Annotated in this window: 18 protein-coding genes; 15 read left to right on the forward strand and 3 right to left on the reverse strand. The window is 63.6% G+C overall.

Translation table 11 applies throughout. The features are described 5' to 3' along the window. Nucleotides 1–29 precede the first annotated feature (29 nt). Nucleotides 30–1,667, reverse strand: coding sequence for a pilus assembly protein (locus EB815_RS26605; protein ID WP_056563256.1), 1,638 nt, complete (start codon nt 1,665–1,667; stop codon nt 30–32). Between the two features lie 463 nt (nt 1,668–2,130). Between EB815_RS26605 and rpsF the strand changes: the two genes are divergently transcribed. The 13 genes from rpsF (at nt 2,131) to EB815_RS26670 (ending at nt 13,857) form a co-directional block, all read left to right on the forward strand. Continuing rightward, on the forward strand, nt 2,131–2,625 hold the full coding sequence (rpsF, locus tag EB815_RS26610) for a 30S ribosomal protein S6 (protein WP_056563259.1): 495 nt from the start codon (nt 2,131–2,133) through the stop codon (nt 2,623–2,625). Continuing rightward, nucleotides 2,625–2,873, forward strand: coding sequence for a 30S ribosomal protein S18 (rpsR, locus tag EB815_RS26615; RefSeq protein ID WP_006203718.1), 249 nt, complete (start codon nt 2,625–2,627; stop codon nt 2,871–2,873). The genes rpsF and rpsR overlap by 1 nt, the downstream gene beginning before the upstream one ends. A 218-nt stretch (nt 2,874–3,091) precedes the next feature. Then, nucleotides 3,092–3,676 carry a 50S ribosomal protein L9 gene (gene rplI, locus EB815_RS26620; RefSeq protein ID WP_056563263.1) on the forward strand — a complete coding sequence of 195 codons (585 nt, stop codon included), beginning with the start codon at nt 3,092–3,094 and terminating at the stop codon, nt 3,674–3,676. Nucleotides 3,677–3,851: 175 nt separating this feature from the next. Next, nucleotides 3,852–5,144, forward strand: a complete 1,293-nt coding sequence (locus EB815_RS26625; protein WP_056563266.1) for an SAM-dependent methyltransferase — start codon at nt 3,852–3,854, stop codon at nt 5,142–5,144. A gap of 93 nt (nt 5,145–5,237) precedes the next feature. Continuing rightward, nucleotides 5,238–5,561 carry a YnfA family protein gene (locus EB815_RS26630; protein ID WP_056565549.1) on the forward strand — a complete coding sequence of 108 codons (324 nt, stop codon included), beginning with the start codon at nt 5,238–5,240 and terminating at the stop codon, nt 5,559–5,561. A gap of 1 nt (nt 5,562) precedes the next feature. Continuing rightward, complete coding sequence (locus EB815_RS26635) at nt 5,563–6,540, forward strand: small ribosomal subunit Rsm22 family protein (RefSeq protein WP_056563268.1); 978 nt, start codon at nt 5,563–5,565, stop codon at nt 6,538–6,540. A 218-nt stretch (nt 6,541–6,758) separates the two neighbouring features. Then, entirely contained in the window at nt 6,759–8,252 is a 1,494-nt protein-coding gene (locus EB815_RS26640; RefSeq protein ID WP_056563270.1) for a replicative DNA helicase, read from the forward strand. A 45-nt stretch (nt 8,253–8,297) separates the two neighbouring features. Beyond that, on the forward strand, nt 8,298–9,701 hold the full coding sequence (radA, locus tag EB815_RS26645; RefSeq protein WP_056563272.1) for a DNA repair protein RadA: 1,404 nt from the start codon (nt 8,298–8,300) through the stop codon (nt 9,699–9,701). Nucleotides 9,702–9,748: 47 nt separating this feature from the next. Next, nucleotides 9,749–10,405: a CvpA family protein gene (locus EB815_RS26650; protein ID WP_056563275.1), complete on the forward strand. Its 657-nt coding sequence runs from the start codon at nt 9,749–9,751 to the stop codon at nt 10,403–10,405. Nucleotides 10,406–10,498: 93 nt separating this feature from the next. Continuing rightward, nucleotides 10,499–11,968 (forward strand): amidophosphoribosyltransferase, encoded by a 1,470-nt coding sequence (gene purF, locus EB815_RS26655; RefSeq protein ID WP_019857255.1) that lies wholly within the window; start codon nt 10,499–10,501, stop codon nt 11,966–11,968. Between the two features lie 23 nt (nt 11,969–11,991). After that, nucleotides 11,992–12,732 carry an SDR family NAD(P)-dependent oxidoreductase gene (locus EB815_RS26660; RefSeq protein ID WP_056563279.1) on the forward strand — a complete coding sequence of 247 codons (741 nt, stop codon included), beginning with the start codon at nt 11,992–11,994 and terminating at the stop codon, nt 12,730–12,732. 93 nt (nt 12,733–12,825) lie between these two features. Continuing rightward, nucleotides 12,826–13,467 carry a hypothetical protein gene (locus tag EB815_RS26665; protein ID WP_056563282.1) on the forward strand — a complete coding sequence of 214 codons (642 nt, stop codon included), beginning with the start codon at nt 12,826–12,828 and terminating at the stop codon, nt 13,465–13,467. Nucleotides 13,468–13,638: 171 nt separating this feature from the next. Then, on the forward strand, nt 13,639–13,857 hold the full coding sequence (locus EB815_RS26670; RefSeq protein ID WP_056563285.1) for a hypothetical protein: 219 nt from the start codon (nt 13,639–13,641) through the stop codon (nt 13,855–13,857). Nucleotides 13,858–13,905: 48 nt separating this feature from the next. Here the strand turns inward: EB815_RS26670 and EB815_RS26675 are convergent, their stop codons facing one another. After that, nucleotides 13,906–14,412 (reverse strand): OsmC family protein, encoded by a 507-nt coding sequence (locus EB815_RS26675; protein ID WP_056565552.1) that lies wholly within the window; start codon nt 14,410–14,412, stop codon nt 13,906–13,908. 230 nt (nt 14,413–14,642) lie between these two features. Here EB815_RS26675 and EB815_RS26680 point away from each other — a divergent pair, with 230 nt between their 5' ends. Both EB815_RS26680 and EB815_RS26685 read left to right on the forward strand, forming a co-directional pair. Further along, on the forward strand, nt 14,643–15,530 hold the full coding sequence (locus EB815_RS26680) for a DMT family transporter (protein ID WP_056563288.1): 888 nt from the start codon (nt 14,643–14,645) through the stop codon (nt 15,528–15,530). Nucleotides 15,531–15,584: 54 nt separating this feature from the next. Beyond that, the gene (locus EB815_RS26685; RefSeq protein ID WP_056563291.1) at nt 15,585–16,493 is read left to right on the forward strand and encodes a DMT family transporter; all 909 of its coding nucleotides are present in this window, start codon (nt 15,585–15,587) and stop codon (nt 16,491–16,493) included. 200 nt (nt 16,494–16,693) lie between these two features. Here EB815_RS26685 and EB815_RS26690 read toward each other — a convergent pair whose 3' ends face one another. Then, entirely contained in the window at nt 16,694–17,557 is an 864-nt protein-coding gene (locus tag EB815_RS26690) for a LysR substrate-binding domain-containing protein (RefSeq protein ID WP_056563295.1), read from the reverse strand. Nucleotides 17,558–17,654 lie beyond the last annotated feature (97 nt).

Here is a 17,654-nt window from a genome sequence, read left to right on the forward strand (position 1 = left end):
GATAAGGCAGCCCTCTCGAGATCGAGCGCTCAGTTCGTGAGTTGCAGCTTCGAGAACTTGTTGGCGATCTGCTGAAAGACGTTCGGCAGCTTGGCCGGGTCGTTGACGGCGTAATAATCGCTCGGGTCGGAAGCGCAGGCGCTGTAAAGCGCCCGGTTGGCGGCGGTGTCCGACTGCAGCACCATCGTATAGATCTGCACACCCTCGTTCTTCAATTGCGTGCACACGCTCTTGGTCCAGGCGTCGACATTGCGGGCCGCCGTTGTCTGGTTGTCGGACCCGAAGCGGCCACCCGCCAGATATCCATAGGACGTGTAGTCGGACTTGGTCGGCTGATTGCTGGCGCCATAGACGACATTCTCGCCGTCGGTGAGCAGCATGACGATCTTGCTGGCGCCCGGCGTCTTGAATGGCACCCCATCGGTATAGGGCGCGCCTGGTGAAAGCACCCGCATGCCCCACGACAGGCCCTCCGAGACATTGGTGCCGGAACCGTTCCATTCCGTCATCTGGCTCGCCGCCTTGCGCAATTTGACGAAGTCGTCGGTCAAGGGAACGATAGGGGTCGGGCAGGAGCGGTTCGGCCCAACGGTGATGGCGGTGCCGGTCTCGGTGACGAGCTTGTTCGTCGAGGCGACATATTTGGCGATTTTTTCCAGATCAGCGCCCAACGACGCGTCGATCGCACCTCCGAGCAGGCCGCTGAGGTCGATACCCAGCACATTGATGCCGGACTGCTTGAGTTTGTTCTTGTCTATGGTGTCGTCGAGGTAGGAATTGTTGTAGCCGGTCGCCGAGTTGCCATAGGAGCCGGACGGCTTGGTGGCAGGTGCTGGATCGTCGGGAGCGAAATAGGGCACGAACAGCGTGTCGGGCTTGTTCGGGTCCGGTGGCGTATCGGAAATGTTGTAGGTGCCGGGGCGAGCCTCGACGCAGCCTTTCCATCCGGTGTCGTTCCATCCGCCCTTCAGCCCCAGTTGCTTGAACAGCGCCATATGGGTCGGCCGCTTGCCGTCGATGACGGGGAAATTGATGCCGTTGGTGGAGGATTTCCCGTCCATGTCGATCCAGGACGGGTCGAACCCATCGCCATTGACGTTGACCGCCGTGACAAAGGGAACCAGCGAGGCACGCACCTGGCGCGTCGGCGATTTTGTCGCCTCCAGAGTGTCCAGCAGGGACTTGGTTGCCGCCCTCAATGCCGTCATGCGGGCACCCGCCATCGAGCCGGTATTGTCCAGCACCAGCACGACTTCGAGCTGATTGTTCGATTCGACAGCCGAGGCATTGACGACGATGTGTCTGTTCTGGCCGAACAGGAAGGCGAAGTTCAAATTGACGTCCGCCGAGGCAACCGCCTTTGTCTTGATGAAGTTGACGCCCCTGTCGACGGTCAGCGTCGCCTGCGCGTTGGCGAGTTCGCCATGCCCGACGACGTTGGCCTGAAAATAGCGATCGAAGGCGTCCGTGCGGGTCATGTCCAGATCGCCGAGATGAGAAGAGGCGAGATTTGCGGCGTCGAGCGCATTCTGCAGGTTGCTCTTGGCACGCATGATGGTCGACACATCAACCGCGAAGGCGACGGCCGACAGGATGGCCGGTAGACCGAGTCCCATCAGAAGTGCGAAATTGCCGCTCTTCGAGCGCCAGAATCTGTTGAGAAGCATCCTTACCCCCGGGAAATGCTCACCGCTTGGTCTGCGCGGATTGCCCGGGCTTTTGCACCTTCCATGATGAATCGACCGTTGACGGCGGGGCTCAACCCTGTGCAACCTGACATAGTGGTTAAAGGCTGGTTGCCAGAAAATCGCCAGGCGGTACCGACGCAGCACGTCATTTCCAGCGCCCTGCGACATCGGGAACGCCGCCTGCCCTTGCCTTATCGGTGGATTGCTGTATAGACGCCGCCAATCTGCCGGTCCCAGCTGGGGGCTGAACGGAGGGCCGGAGGTTTCATCAAAAGCCTTCGTGTGAAGCCAGAAGTGCTTCCGCCTCCCGTGTCTCCGCTCTCGACCGTCTCGTCATGCTCCTTTCTTCCCCGTGCCCTCCCAGGCTCCACGGGTCAGAGAAGTTGCAGAGGCTTTTGCCGCCGGGAACCGGGAGAGAAACGAAGAAAGGCACTGAACCATAATGGCTCTTTACGAACATGTGTTTCTTGCCCGGCAGGACCTCTCGCAGCAGCAGGTCGATGCGCTTGTCGAACAGTACAAGGGCGTCATCTCCGCGAATGGCGGGTCCGTCGGCCGGGTCGAGAACTGGGGACTGAAGTCCCTCACCTACCGGGTCAACAAGAACCGGAAGGCATACTATACGCTTATGGACCTCGACTGCCCGCCGGCAGCGCTCAACGAGATGGAGCGCCAGATGGGCCTGTCCGAGGACGTCCTGCGGTTCCTGACCATCAAGGTCGAGGCGCATGAGGAAGGTCCCTCGGCCATGATGCAGAAGCGCGAAGAGCGCTCCGAGCGCGGCAGCTTCGGCGACCGCGATCGCGGCCCGCGTTCGTTCGGCGACCGTGATCGCGGCGACCGTGGCGATCGTCCGCCGCGCAGCTTCGGCGGCGACGCCGGTGGTGATCGTGGTCCGCGCCGTCCGCGCGAAGGCTTTGAAGGGGGTGCAGAATAATGGTCGACATCAACCAGATCCCGACCCGGCGCCCGTTCCACCGTCGCCGCAAGACCTGCCCGTTCTCCGGCGCCAACGCGCCCAAGATCGACTACAAGGACGTGCGTCTCCTGCAGCGCTACATTTCCGAGCGCGGCAAGATCGTGCCGTCGCGCATCACCGCCGTGAGCCAGAAGAAGCAGCGTGAACTCGCCAAGGCGATCAAGCGCGCCCGTTTCCTCGGCCTGCTGCCCTACGTGGTCCGCTAAATCTCTCTCGAACGGGCGGTTCGCCGCCCGTTCCTTACGCCGGCCATGACGGGCATGACCGGTTCAGGCATCAAATCCCGAGTTGAGGCCAAGGCCTCTAACTGCCGCGACAGGCAGGACAGCGACACCGGCGGCAACGCCCCTTTTGCTTCCTGACCTGTTCCAGAGAATTCGGCGCCTGCCTTGTGGACGGACGCCCAAACAAAAGGAACAAAACCATGGAAGTCATTCTTCTCGAACGCGTTTCCCGCCTCGGCCAGATGGGCGATACCGTCAAGGTCAAGGACGGCTTTGCCCGTAATTTCCTGCTGCCGCAGGGCAAGGCGCTGCGCGCCAACGAAGCCAACAAGAAGAAGTTCGAAGGCCAGCGCGCCCAGCTCGAAGCCCGCAATCTCGAGCGCAAGTCGGAAGCCAGCCAAGTCGCCGAAAAGCTCGACGGCAAGAGCTTCATCGCCGTTCGCTCGGCCGGCGAGACCGGTCAGCTCTACGGTTCGGTGTCGACGCGCGACATCGCGGATCTGCTGACGGCGGAAGGCTTCACGGTCAACCGCAACCAGATCCAGCTCAACCAGCCGATCAAGACCATCGGTCTCACCAATGTGGCGATCGCGCTGCACCCGGAAGTCGAAGTCACCATCACGCTCAACATCGCCCGCACGGCCGATGAGGCCGAACGTCAGGCCAAGGGCGAGACGCTGACCACCGCCGAAGCCATTTATGGCGACGACATCAACGACAATGCGCGGCCGGAAAACTTCTTCGATCCGAACGCCGAGTTCGACGGCGGCGAGGACAACGCCTGATCGCCCACGACAGGCGAAGGAGCAGCGCTCCGATCACTTTGTCGTAATCCAGCCATTCTGGACCAATGCCCGGGCCTCTCGCCCGGGCATTTTTATACCAAATGGAACTTTTCGAACCCCTATATATTGTTGCAGAATTAAGGCAGCCGGTCTGACCGTGAGGGGACATTTGGTTATGAACATTCTGCTGAAGCGCGTTCTCGATCGCCTGGTTCGCACGGGCAATCTCAAGGTAACCGGACCCAAAGGCTTGACCGTCATCTTCGGCGACGGCAGCGGCGAGCCGGTGCACATGCACATCAAGACCCGGCACGCCGAACGGGCGATTACCTTCGACCCGATGCTGGCGGTGCCTGAAGCCTACATGGACGGTGAACTCGACATCCTCGAAGGCGGCGTGCTCGGCCTGATGCGCATTGCCTTCCAGAACATGGGCAGCGGCGGCATCGACGCGACATGGTCAAAAGCCATCGAGGGCCTGCGCCACGCCTTCCGCCGCCTGCAGCAGATCAACACCGCCTCGCGCTCGCGCCGCAACGTGCAGCGTCATTACGATCTGTCGGGCGACCTGTACCGGCTCTTCCTTGACGAGGACATGCAGTATTCCTGCGCCTATTTTGAGCAGCCGGACATGACGCTGGACGAGGCGCAGGCCGCCAAGAAGCGCCATATCGCCGCCAAGCTCAGGCTGAAAGCCGGCCAGACCGTGCTCGATATCGGCTCCGGCTGGGGCGGGCTCGGCCTCTATCTCGCCAAGGCCTTCGACGTCGACGTGCAGGGCGTGACGCTGTCGACCGAACAGCATGGCGTGGCCACCGACAGGGCGCATGCGCAAGGCCTGGAAAACCACGTCCATTTCGAGCTGAAGGACTATCGCGAACTCAACGAACGCTTCGACCGCATCGTTTCGGTCGGCATGTTCGAACATGTCGGCGTGAACCACTTCCGCACCTTCTTCGACAAGGCGGCAACGTTGCTGAAGCCCGATGGCGTCATGCTCCTGCACACGATCGGCCGCTCCGGCGTGCCGTGGGCCACCAGCGCCTTCATCCGCAAGTATATTTTCCCGGGCGGCTACATACCGGCTATGTCGGAGGTGCTGCCGGCGATCGAGAAGTCCGGCCTCGTGGTCACGGATGTCGAGATCCTGCGGCTCCATTATGCCGACACGCTGAAGCACTGGAGCCAGCGCTTCGCCGCCAATCGCGACAAGGCCAAGGCCATTTACGACGAACGCTTCTGCCGCATGTGGGAATTCTATCTGGCCGCTTCCGAAGCCGCCTTCCGCTGGCAGGACCTGGTCATCTTCCAGTTCCAGATCGCCAAGAAAAACGACACGCTGCCGGTGACCCGCGACTATATGGCAAAATGCGAAAAGGCACTGGAAATGCGCGACCTGGGCCGCCGCGAAGCGGCTCCTGCCGAGAAGCCCACCAAGCCCGCCCGGCGCCGCAAGGTGGCGGAGTAGAAACGCAACGTTGGTGCGCTTTCGCCATTGCCGCTTGCCATTCCCGGCCCCTGCCCTGAAAAAGGCCTCGTGATCGTCACGGGGCCCTTTTTCATGACCTATCTCCTTTATGCCGCCGCGGCAGTGGCCGAGATCGCTGGCTGTTTTTCGGTGTGGGCCTGGTGGCGGCTGGAAAAATCGCCACTGTGGCTGGCGCCGGGCTTCGTCTCGCTGCTCCTGTTCGCCTGGCTTCTGGCGCTGGTCGACACCAATGCCGCCGGCCGCGCCTATGCCGCTTATGGCGGCATCTACATCGTCGCCTCGCTTGGCTGGCTGTGGCTGGTGGAGGGCGTGCGGCCCGACCGCTGGGATCTTGGTGGTGCCGCGCTCTGCATAGCCGGCGCTTCGGTCATCCTGCTCGCACCGCGAGGAGCCTAGCGTGGAACTGCCGGCCCCTCTTCGACACGCCGTCGATCGCATCCTGGAAAAAATCCCGCTGCCGGACCTGAAGCAGGCGGCGAAAACACTCTCCGACCGCTACCGTGCAGAGCTGCGCGACGGCCGCCTGCACATGGCGCAGGACATGGCCGTCAAGGCCTATCTGGCGACGCGGCTGCCGGCGACCTATGCCGCGGTCCGCGCCAGCCTCGACACGCTGAACGCGGCCCGGCCGGATTTCACGCCGAAAACCCTGCTCGATGTCGGCGCCGGCCCTGGCACGGTGCTTTGGGCCACCAGCGCGCTCTGGCCCGATCTCGAACAGGCGGTTTTGCTGGAAGCGAGTGCGGCGGTGCGCAAGGTCGGCGAGGCGCTCGCCGCCGATGCCATCGCAGCCCGAACCGTCTGGCAGGCTGGCGACGTCACAACAGACCTGGCGGACCTTCGGCCGGCGGACCTCGTCACCTGCGCCTATGTGCTGGACGAGATCGTGCCGGCATCACTGCCCAAATTGGTCGACCGGCTATGGCAGTTGACGACGGACACGCTGCTGATCATCGAGCCGGGCACGCCTGCGGGCTGGCAGCGCATTCTGGCGGTGCGCGCACAACTGATCGCCGCCGGTGCGCATGTGCTGGCGCCTTGTCCGCATGAGATGCCCTGCCCGCTCAGCCCGCCCGACTGGTGCCATTTTTCGCGCCGCGTCGCCCGCTCGCGCCTGCACCGGCTGGCCAAGGACGCCGATGTGCCGTGGGAAGACGAGAAATTCATCCTTGTCGCCGCTTCGCGCCAACCGGCCGCCTCCCATGCCGCCCGGGTCCTCGCACCGCCGAAATCCGGATCTGGCAAGGTTCTGCTCAAGCTTTGCCGGGAAGACGGCACGGCCGCGGAGCAACTGTTCACCAAGCGTGACGGCGCGGACTTCAAGCTGGCCCGGCGGCTGGACTGGGGCGACAGGCTGGAACCAGGCGGCACGTGAACGGCCGATTGTTCTTGCTTCGTTCCAATAGCGCGCGTAAGAATCGTTGCTTGCCGAGTCAACCGGAATCGGGACACAGGAACACTGTCCTGTGGACGGTTTTCCGTTCCTGTGAACAACGGGCATCAAGGTTGGTTGGTCGTGCGGTGATGCAGAAAGGTCAGCACGGTTTCATCTCGTTCTGATATCGAGAAGCCGGGATCGAAATCGGGGATATCATGGCAGAGGCAGCACGAAAATTCGGCGTGGCGGAGCAGCAACCGCTTTATCGCGAGGCGCCGAACAACATCGAGGCGGAGCAGGCGCTGCTCGGCGCGATACTCGTCAACAACGATGCCTTCTACCGCGTCTCGGACTTCCTGAAGCCGGGCCATTTCTACGAACCCCTGCACCGCCGGATTTTCGAGATCGCGGCTGAGCTCATCCGCATGGGCAAGGTGGCGACCCCGATCACGCTGAAGACCTTCCTGCCGGCCGACGAGAAGGTCGGCGACATGACGGTAGCGCAATATGTGGTGCGGCTGGCGGTCGAAGCCGTCACCGTCGTCAACGCCACCGACTATGGCCGCGCCATCTATGACCTGGCGACGCGCCGCGCGCTGATCACCGTCGGCGAGGACATGGTCAACATCGCCTATGACGCGCCGGTCGACATGTCGCCTTCCGAGCAGATCGAGGACGCCGAGCGCCGCCTGTTCGAACTGGCCGAAACCGGACGCTACGATGGCGGCTTCGAGAGCTTCACCGACGCGGTCAAGACGGCCGTGGACATGGCCAATGCGGCCTATATGCGCGACGGACACCTGTCGGGCCTCGCCACCGGCATGCGCGATCTCGACCGCCGCATGGGCGGCCTGCAATCGTCGGATCTGATCGTGCTTGCCGGCCGCCCCGGCATGGGCAAGACGTCGCTCGCCACCAACATCGCCTTCAACGTCGCCGAGGCCTATGTGCCGGCGCAGCAGGCAGACGGATCGTTCAAGGCGGCCAATGGCGGCGTCGTCGGCTTCTTCTCGCTCGAAATGTCGTCCGAGCAGCTCGCAACCCGTATCATCTCCGAGCAGACGGAAATCTCGTCCTCAAAAATCCGCCGCGGCGAAATTACCGAAATGGATTTCGAAAAGCTGGTTGCCTGTTCGCAGACCATGCAGAAGATCCCGCTTTTCATCGACCAGACCGGCGGTATCTCGATTGCGCAGCTGTCCGCCCGCGCGCGTCGCCTGAAGCGCCAGCGCGGTCTCGACCTGATCGTCATCGACTATATCCAGCTGATGCAGGGCTCGAGCGCCAGGGCCTCGCAGAACCGCGTGCAGGAAATCACCGAGATCACGACGGGCCTGAAGGCGCTGGCCAAGGAGCTGGCCGTGCCGATCATCGCGCTGTCGCAGCTGTCGCGTCAGGTCGAAAGCCGCGACGACAAGCGCCCGCAACTCTCCGACTTGCGTGAATCCGGCTCGATCGAGCAGGACGCCGACGTCGTGATGTTCGTCTACCGCGAGGAGTATTACCTCAAGAACCGTGAGCCGAAGCTCGGCACGGAGGAATACGTCAAGTGGGAAAACGAGATGAACGAGATGCGCGGCAAGGCCGAGGTCATCGTCGCCAAGCAGCGCCACGGCCCGACGGGCTCGGTGACGCTCGCCTTCCACGGCGAATTCACCCGCTTCTCCGATCTGGCGGAAGAGCATCATATCGCGGAGAGGTTTGAGTAGCTTTTTGACCTACCGACCCGCTCCGTTCCAACTCGCGGCAGCCTGATGGCCAAATCGCGCGTCCAGTTCATCTGCCAGAACTGCGGATCGGTGCATCAGCGCTGGGCCGGCAAATGCGATGCCTGCGGCGAGTGGAACACGCTGGTCGAGGAAGGCACGTCCGGCGGCATCGGTTCGGGGCCGGCCAACACGCGCAACGCCCGCAAGGGCCGCGCGGTGGTGCTGACCACGCTCTCAGGCGATATCGAGGATGCGCCGCGCATCATATCGGGCATCGGCGAGCTCGACCGCGCCACCGGCGGCGGCTTCGTGCGCGGTTCCGCGCTTCTGGTCGGCGGCGATCCGGGCATCGGCAAGTCGACGCTGCTCACCCAGGCCGCCGCCGCGCTGGCATCAAAGGGTCACCGCATCGTCTATGTCTCGGGCGAAGAAGCCGTCGCGCAGATCAGGCTGCGCGCGCAACGCCTCGGCGTTGCCTCGGCGCCGGTCGAGCTCGCGGCGGAAACCAATGTCGAGGATATCCTCGCCACGATCGCCGACGGCAAGCGGCCGGATCTGGTTATTCTCGATTCGATCCAGACGCTGTGGACCGACCTTGCCGATTCGGCGCCGGGCACGGTCACCCAGGTGCGCGCCGCCGCCCAGGCGATGATCCGCTATGCGAAATCCACGGGGGCGGCGATCGTCCTGGTCGGCCATGTCACCAAGGAAGGCCAGATCGCCGGGCCGCGCGTGGTCGAGCACATGGTCGACGGCGTGCTCTATTTCGAGGGCGAGGGCGGCCACCACTACCGCATCCTGCGCACGGTGAAGAACCGTTTCGGACCGACCGACGAGATCGGCGTCTTCGAAATGTCGGACAAGGGGTTGCGCGAGGTCTCCAACCCATCGGAACTGTTCCTGGGCGAGCGGCATGCGAAATCGCCTGGCGCGGCCGTTTTCGCCGGCATGGAAGGCACAAGGCCGGTTCTGGTCGAGATCCAGGCGCTGGTGGCGCCCTCCTCCCTTGGCACGCCGCGCCGGGCGGTGGTCGGCTGGGACGGCGCGCGACTTTCGATGGTGCTGGCTGTGCTGGAGGCGCATTGCGGCGTTCGCTTCGGCACCCATGACGTCTACCTCAATGTCGCCGGCGGCTACCGCATCAGCGAGCCGGCGGCCGATCTCGCGGTCGCGGCCGCACTGGTTTCCTCGCTCACCGGCCTTGCCCTTCCCGCCGATTGCGTCTATTTCGGCGAAATCAGCCTTTCAGGCGCTGTGAGGCCGGTTGCGCATGCGCAACAGCGCCTCAAGGAAGCTGAAAAGCTGGGTTTTGGTAGCGCGGTTCTGCCCTTGGGCAGCGAGGAACTTGCCGGAGGGATCGGGGCCGGCGCTTTCCAGCCGACCGAGCTTGCCGACCTCGTGGCGCGCATAGCCGGCTCACGGCGCAGCCGCGTCGACGATGAAGAATAACGCGGCTCGTCGAGCCGTGAAAAAGAGATCGGAGTGGGGCGAAAGACATGCCGATTACGCTGCTTGACGGAATCCTGGTCGGCTTCACCCTGGTCTCGGCGATGCTCGCCATGGTTCGCGGCTTCTCGCGCGAGGTCCTGTCCGTCGTCTCGTGGGCGGCGGCGGCGGCGGCGGCTTTCTTCTTCTACAAGCCGGTCCTGCCTTACCTCAAGCCCTACATCGACAATGAGAAGATCGCCATGGCGGCCTCCGCCGGCGTTGTCTTCATCATCGCGCTGATCGTCGTCTCGGTCATCACCATGAAGCTTGCCGACTGGATCATCGATTCGCGGATCGGCGCCCTCGACCGCACGCTTGGCTTCCTCTACGGCGCCGCGCGCGGCATCCTGGTCGTCGCCGTCGCGCTGCTGTTCTTCAACTGGCTGGCTGGCGCCAAGGCACCGGCCTGGGTGACGGAGGCCAAGTCGCGGCCGCTGCTGGAGCAGATCGGCGCCAAGCTTGAAAGCCTGCTGCCCGAGGATCCGGAAAACGCCATCCTGAAGAAGCTCAATCCGAATCAGCCCGCCGCCGAGACGCCGGCCGCTCCGGACGCACCGGCGGCGGACGCCCCTGCCGGCGGCGACGACGCCAATGCACCGGCTCCCGACGACAATGATGCCGGCCCGGCGGACAACACGGCCAAGCCAGCAGCGCCTGCAAACTGACGCACCTGGACTGACGATGGTGTGAACGACTGCACGGCGCGCGTTGCTTTCGGCGCGAACCCGCACTATATGGCGATTTTAGCGGAGCTTAAGATGGCAGACGCAGACGACGTGCTTTCCGCCGAGGCCGACGACCATTTCCATGACGAATGCGGGGTGTTCGGCATTTTCGGCCGACAGGACGCAGCGGCGATCGTCACGCTCGGACTGCATGCGCTGCAGCATCGCGGCCAGGAAGCGGCCGGCATCGTTTCCTATGATGGCAGCCAATTCCATGTTGAACGCCATGTCGGCCTGATCGGCGACACTTTCACCAAGCAGCGCGTCATCGACAGCCTGCAAGGCAACCGTGCGATCGGCCACACGCGCTACGCCACGACCGGCGGCGCCGGCATGCGCAACATCCAGCCCTTCTTCGCCGAGCTCGCCGATGGCGGCTTTGCCGTCGCGCATAACGGCAATCTCACCAACGCCATGACGGTGCAGCGCGCGCTGCAGAAGCAGGGCGCGATCTTCTCGTCCACATCCGACACCGAGACGCTTTTGCACCTGGTTGCGACCAGCAAGGAGCGCGACCTCAACTCGCGTTTCATCGACGCCGTTCGTCAGGTCGAAGGCGCCTTCTCGCTGGTGGCGATGACGGCCAAGAAGATGATCGGCTGCCGCGATCCGCTCGGTATCCGCCCGCTGGTGCTCGGCGATCTCGACGGTGCCTGGATCCTCGCCTCCGAAACCTGCGCGCTGGACATTATCGGCGCACGCTTCGTGCGCGACCTGAAGCCCGGCGAGATGGTCGTCGTCACCTCCAAGGGCATCGAGAGCCTGTTCCCGTTCGAGCCGCAGAAGACCCGCTTCTGCATCTTCGAATATGTCTATTTCGCCCGCCCGGATTCCTCGGTCGAGGGCCGCAACGTCTACGAAGTGCGCAAGCGCATCGGCGCCGAGCTGGCGCAGGAGAACCCGGTCGAGGCCGACATCGTCGTGCCGGTGCCGGATTCGGGTACGCCGGCGGCGATCGGCTTCAGCCAGGCGGCAGGCATTCCGTTCGAGCTCGGTATCATCCGCAACCACTATGTCGGCCGTACCTTCATCCAGCCGGGCGATTCGATCCGCCACATGGGCGTCAAGCTCAAGCACAATGCCAACCGCCGCATGATCGAGGGCAAGCGCGTGGTGCTGGTCGACGATTCGATCGTGCGCGGCACCACCAGCCAGAAGATCGTGCAGATGGTGCGCGACGCCGGCGCCAGGGAAGTGCATATGCGCATCGCCTCGCCGCCGACCAGCGCCTCCTGCTTCTATGGCGTCGACACGCCGGAGAAGTCGAAGCTTCTGGCGTCGCGCATGTCGGTGGAAGAGATGGCCGAATTCATCCGCGTCGATTCACTCGGCTTCCTCTCGATAAACGGGCTCTACCGTGCCGTCGGCGAGGCCAGCCGAAACGACGAACAGCCGCAGTTCTGCGACGCCTGCTTCACCGGCCAGTATCCGACCCGCTTGCTCGACTTCGAAGGCCACGACAATGTACGCACGCTGTCGCTGCTTGCGAACAGCGGGGCGTAGGCCAGACCTTACGGAATTCTCGCATGACCCTCGACCTTACCGGCCGCGTCGCGGTCGTCACCGGCGCCTCGCGCGGCATCGGCTATTTCATCGCCAGGGAATTGGCCGCCGCCGGCGCGCATGTGATCGCGGTTGCGCGCACCGTCGGTGGTCTCGAGGAACTCGACGACCAGATCAAGGCGGCCGGTGGCCAGGCGACGCTGGTGCCTCTCGATCTCGCCGACATGGCCGGTATCGACCGGCTGGGCGGCGCCATCCATGAGCGCTGGGGCAAGCTCGACATTCTCGTCGCCAATGCCGGCGTGCTCGGCGTCATCTCGCCGATCGGCCATGTCGAGGCCAAGACCTTCGAGAAGGTGATGACGATCAACGTCACCTCGACCTGGCGGCTGATCCGTTCGGTCGACCCGCTGCTCAGGCTTTCGGATGCCGGCCGAGCCATCATCCTGTCGTCCAACGCGGCGCATTCGGCGCGCGCCTTCTGGGCGCCCTACGCGGCATCGAAGGCGGCGGTCGAGACCATGATGCGCTCCTGGGCGCATGAGACGCAAAGCCTGCCGTTGCGGGTCAATGCCGCCGACCCCGGCGCCACCCGTACCGCCATGCGAGCCCAGGCCGTGCCCGGCGAGGATCCGGAGACGCTGCCGCACCCCTCGGAGATCGCCAAGCGCATCGTGCCGTTGGCCAGCCCCGAACTCAAAGAAACCGGGCTGATCTTCCAGGCCAAGCACAACCGCTTCGTCTCCTACCGGCAGCCTGAATGACCGCACCCCTTCGGCTTGAAGGATCCCAAAGGGATTAAAAGGGCCTCCGGCTTCGTTCTCCTGACGTAGGACATTCGAAACCGGAGGACCGACATGCGCAGACTTCTTCTCATTGCCACCACCGCCTTTGTGGCCGCTCTCGGCACGACAGCAGGCGTGGCCGTCTCCCAAGATGCCAAGATGAGTTTCTTTGTCACCAGTGTCGGCTCCGGCAAGGGTGCCGATCTTGGCGGCTTGAAGGGCGCCGACGCGCATTGCGATTCGCTGGCTGAAGCCGCCGGCGTCACCGGAAAGACCTGGCATGCCTATCTGTCGACCAGCGCCGAGGATGCACGCGACCGTATCGGCAAGGGGCCTTGGTTCAACGCCAAGGGCGAGAAAATCGCCGACGATGTCGCCTCCTTGCATGGCGACGCCAACGGCATCACCAAGCAGACGGCGCTGAACGAAAAGGGCGAAGTGGTCAACGGCCGCGGCGACACGCCGAACAGGCATGACATGCTGACTGGATCGAAACCCGACGGCACCAGGATTGCCGACCAGACCTGTGGCGACTGGACGATGAGCGGCGCCGAAGGGGCCGCCATGATGGGTCATCACGACCGCACCGGCCTTGACGATTCGGCGGCGGCGAAGTCGTGGAATTCCTCGCACGCCTCGCGTGGTGGCTGCAGCCAGGAGGCGTTGAAAGGCACCGGCGGCGACGGCCTGTTCTATTGTTTTGCGACCGACTGAGCGCCGCCCGCAACAACGTAACTGGTTTGGCGGCCCGCCGATCGATCACGCGGCTGTGATCTGAAGGAGAAAGGCTGCCCCGCGGTCATGCTTTCGTCATTTCCGAGGAGTTGTTAGGATCGGAACGACTCCCACAACAAGCGCCCCGCTGGGCAGAACAAGGAAATCCCCATGGCTACAACCGCAGCGTTGGTCTGGTATCTGGTAATCGCCGGCCCGCAGGGCGGCATGGTGGTGCTGCCCAGCACCTTCGACAAGCGTGAGCAGTGCACCGCCGCCATCACCGAGTATCAGAAGCAGCCGACACCAACCGGCTGGTCCGTGCAGTGCGTGCCGAGCGCCTCGCCCTTCACCGACGAGGGCGATGCCGAAGCGCCGGCTGCGCAGTAAATATCGGAAATCACAAGGCCTGCGGCCGCTGTCGCGGGCCTTGTGATTTCAGCGCCGGGCGCTCACCGTCAGCTCCGGTTTCTGGTTGATGGTCTGGAACACCACGCAGTAGCGCTCCGTCAGCTTCAGCAGCGAGTCGATGCGCTCCTGGGGTTCATCCGTGTCGAGACCGAAATTGAGCCGGATGGCACGAAAACCGACCGGCGCGTCCTTGGCGACACCCAGCGTGCCGCGAAAATCAAGATCGCCCTCGGCCTCCACCGTGGCGGCGCCGAGCTTGAACTCAAGCGCTGTCGCCACCGCCTTCAGCGTCACGCCGGCACAGGCCACCAAGGCCTCAAGCAGCATGTCGCCGGAACAGAGCTCGAGCCCTGAGCCGCCTGTCGCCGGATGCAGGCCGGCGATTGCCAGCGCCCTGCCCGTCTCCACCTTGCAGGCCACCGACTGGTCGTCGATCGACCCCTTCGCTCTCAATGTGATCAACGCCTGCGAGGCGTCGTCGCGATAGGCCTGTTTCAAGGGCGCCTGCTTGGCCTTCAGTTCGATTGCATCCATTTGCGTTGCCTCTTTCGCTTTGCGGCCAGCGAGTAGCATGGCTTTGTAAGATATAAGTGCCGATCGCGGCCCGGAAGCAAGACCGCCAGATCCTGCCCCAACGCAAGCCCAGGGCTGGCGCAGCGCTGTGCCAACTTTCGACCGTATAGCTTGGCAAGATGGGCCGACTCCCCGGCCATCATGTTGATCCACGAAATTTCTGTTGCTTCCTGTAACACTGGTCCGCGCCTATGGCCGATGTCGCCATTCTCGAAACACGCGAAAGGGTTCTCGCCGGAATCCTGCTGACCGGTGCCGCCTATCTCTTGTTTTCGACGCAGGACGCCTCGATCAAGCTGCTGGTGACCGGGATGACGGTCTGGCAGATCATGTTCTTCCGCAGCATCACCATTCTGAGCGCCTGTGCCGCGATCGGCGGGCGGCAGCTGTTTGCCGACACGCTACGCTCGCCGATCGTGCGGCCGATGCTGGTGCGCAGCGCCTTCACGCTGGCCGCCTGGCTTTGCTACTACAACGCTGCCCGCAGCCTGCAGCTTGCAGAACTGACCACCGTCTATTACGCGGCGCCGATCATCGTCACCGTGCTTTCGGTGTTCCTGCTCGGCGAAAAAGTGCCTGTTCTGCGCTGGCTGGCGGTCTTGATTGGTTTTGTCGGTGTCTTCGTCGCTTGCGATCCCACCCATCTCGGCCTGTCGGTTCCGGTGCTGCTGGTGCTGGCGGCGGCACTTTTGTGGGCCATCGCCATCGTGCTCCTGCGCAAGACCGCGCTTGCCGAGCGCTCGATGATCCAGCTCCTCCTCAATAATTTCTATTTCCTGGTGTTTTCTGCGGTACCGGCGCTGTTGTGGTGGCATACGCCCGATATGACCGAGTTGCTGCTTCTCGCCAGTGTCGGCGCGCTCGGTGGCCTGGCGCAATATCTTCTCTTCGAAGGCATGAAGCGCACGCCGGCATCGATCCTCGCGCCTCTCGAATACAGCTCGCTGCTGTGGGCGTTCGCGCTCGGCTTTGCGATCTGGGGCGACCTGCCGCGCCGCGAAGTGTTTCTCGGCGCCGCTCTGATCGTCGCCGCCGGGTTGCTGATCGTCGGCGGCGAACATTTCCGCAAGCGGCTGTGATGTTCGTCATTGGTGACAGTACGATGTCAGGACCGGAGGGCGTAGGCTATCGGCATGACTGATGCGACAGCCCCTGCTGATACGGTCGCGGAGCGGACATTGGGTATTATCCTGGTGTCGTGTTCGGCGGCTGTCTTTGCTCTGACGGGCGTGTTGACAAAATCGATCCATGCCGACCCGCTGACCATCATCTGCTGGCGCGGTTTTGTCGGCTCGATCCTGATCACGCTCTATGTGTTGTGGCGACGACGCCGATCCGGCGGGCGCGAGAGCCTGCGGCTTGGCTGGCGCGGCTGGCTGCTGGCGGTGGAAGGGGCGCTGGCGAGCATTGCCTTCATTTCGGCGTTCAAATTCACATACGTCGCCAATGTCGCGGTCATCTATGCCACCGCACCTTTCGTGACCGCGCTTCTGGCCTGGGTTCTGACGCGCGAACCTTTCCGGATGCAGACGATGGTCGCCGCCGCCGTCTCGCTTTGCGGAGTGGCGATCATGGTCTGGTCCGGTTTCGGCACCGGCCACCTCTTCGGCGATGGGCTGGCGCTGCTGATGACAATAGGCAGCGGTCTTTACATGATCATGGTGCGTGCCTTCCGCGACACGCCGGTGGTCTGGGCCGGTGCGGTATCGGCATTTCTGCTGTTCGTACTCGGCTGGTTTGTCACCGACCCGCTGGCGGTTTCATCCAGGGATGTCGCGCTGCTCGTCACTTTCGGTGCGTCCTTCGCGCTGTCGTCGATCCTCTGGACGGAGGGGGCGCGGCTTATCCCCGCGGCCGAATCCGGGCTGCTCGGCTCGGCCGAGGTGCCGTTCGCGATCCTGTTTGCCTTCCTGTTTCTTGGCGAGATCGCGCCAGAAGCCAGCATGATCGGCGGCGCCATCGTGCTGTGCGCGGTCTTCGCCCATGCCGGCCGGGACTGGCTGTCGGCCCGCTCCCAACGCTCGGCGTCAAATATTTCTTGAAAAAGTGACACAGTCACGGAACCATCATCGGACTCGGACATTATTGATGCGACGGGCCACCCCCCAAGTCCCCCCAAACCCCTCGGCCCGTCCTACTCCAAGCCGACCGTAAGGTCGGCTTTTTCTTTGCTAATAGGCCCGACCGTAAGGTCGGCTTTTTCTTTTCTACACTTTGTCGATGAGATTCGAGCCCTCTCGAATCAATCAAGCGATCCGGCCAGAGCCAGATTGTCGCCGAGCAGTGTCGCCAGATCGCCCGCGGGAGTATCGGCCCCGGCGCGCAACCGGATCGCGAATTCCGCCATCGGAACCTGCGGCAGGCCAAGCTCGCGCGGCGCCTCGACGATTCCGGAATGAGCAAAGCGCGCGGTGCGCAGCGTCAGTGCGACGCCGGCGTTAACGGCGGTGCGCAGCCCAGCCAGGCTGGCACTTCCAGCAGCGATCCGATAATTGCGGCCGGCGGCATCGAGCGCCGCCAGTGCGGCCTCGCGAAAACCGCAATGGGGATCGAGCAGCGCCAGCGGCAGTTCTTCTTGCCGCGAGGCCAGCCCCTTGTGTGAACACAGCCATATCATCGGCTCGCGCAGTACGCCGACCTCATCCGGTGCCGGCGTCTGGCGCATGACGATCGCAAGATCCAGGCTGCCGGACTGCAGGGCCTGCCCCAGTTCAGCGGAGCGGCCAACGCGCAACTCGATCCTGACGCGCGGATGGCTGGTGGCGAAGGCACGCAAAAGGTCCGGCAATCCGCTATCGGCGAAATCCTGTGTCGTGCCGATGGCGACACGCCCGGCGGCCCGCGCGCCCTTCATCGCCAACCACGCCTCGCGATGAACGGCAAGAATGCGCCTGGCATGACCGACGAGATCCTCGCCGGCCGGCGTCAGCCCACGACCCCGCCCCTGCGGCGCCAGAAGCGGCTCGCCGACGACCTCCTCAAGCCGCTGCATCTGCGCCGTCACCGCCGAGGGCGAGCGGCCGACACTCGACGCCGCCCGCGCAAGCAAGCCGCTGTCGACGAAAGCGAGGAAGGTTTTGAGCAGGTCCGGGTCCAGCGCTTCCATAATTCGAGAATATCGAATCTTTTATTGAAAACAATTCGATTTTTTTGATTCAAGGATGGTGACATGGTCTCTCCAACGGCGATCAGACGCCGCTCAA

The organism is Mesorhizobium loti (genome assembly GCF_013170705.1).
GTDB classification, from domain to species: domain Bacteria; phylum Pseudomonadota; class Alphaproteobacteria; order Rhizobiales; family Rhizobiaceae; genus Mesorhizobium; species Mesorhizobium loti_D.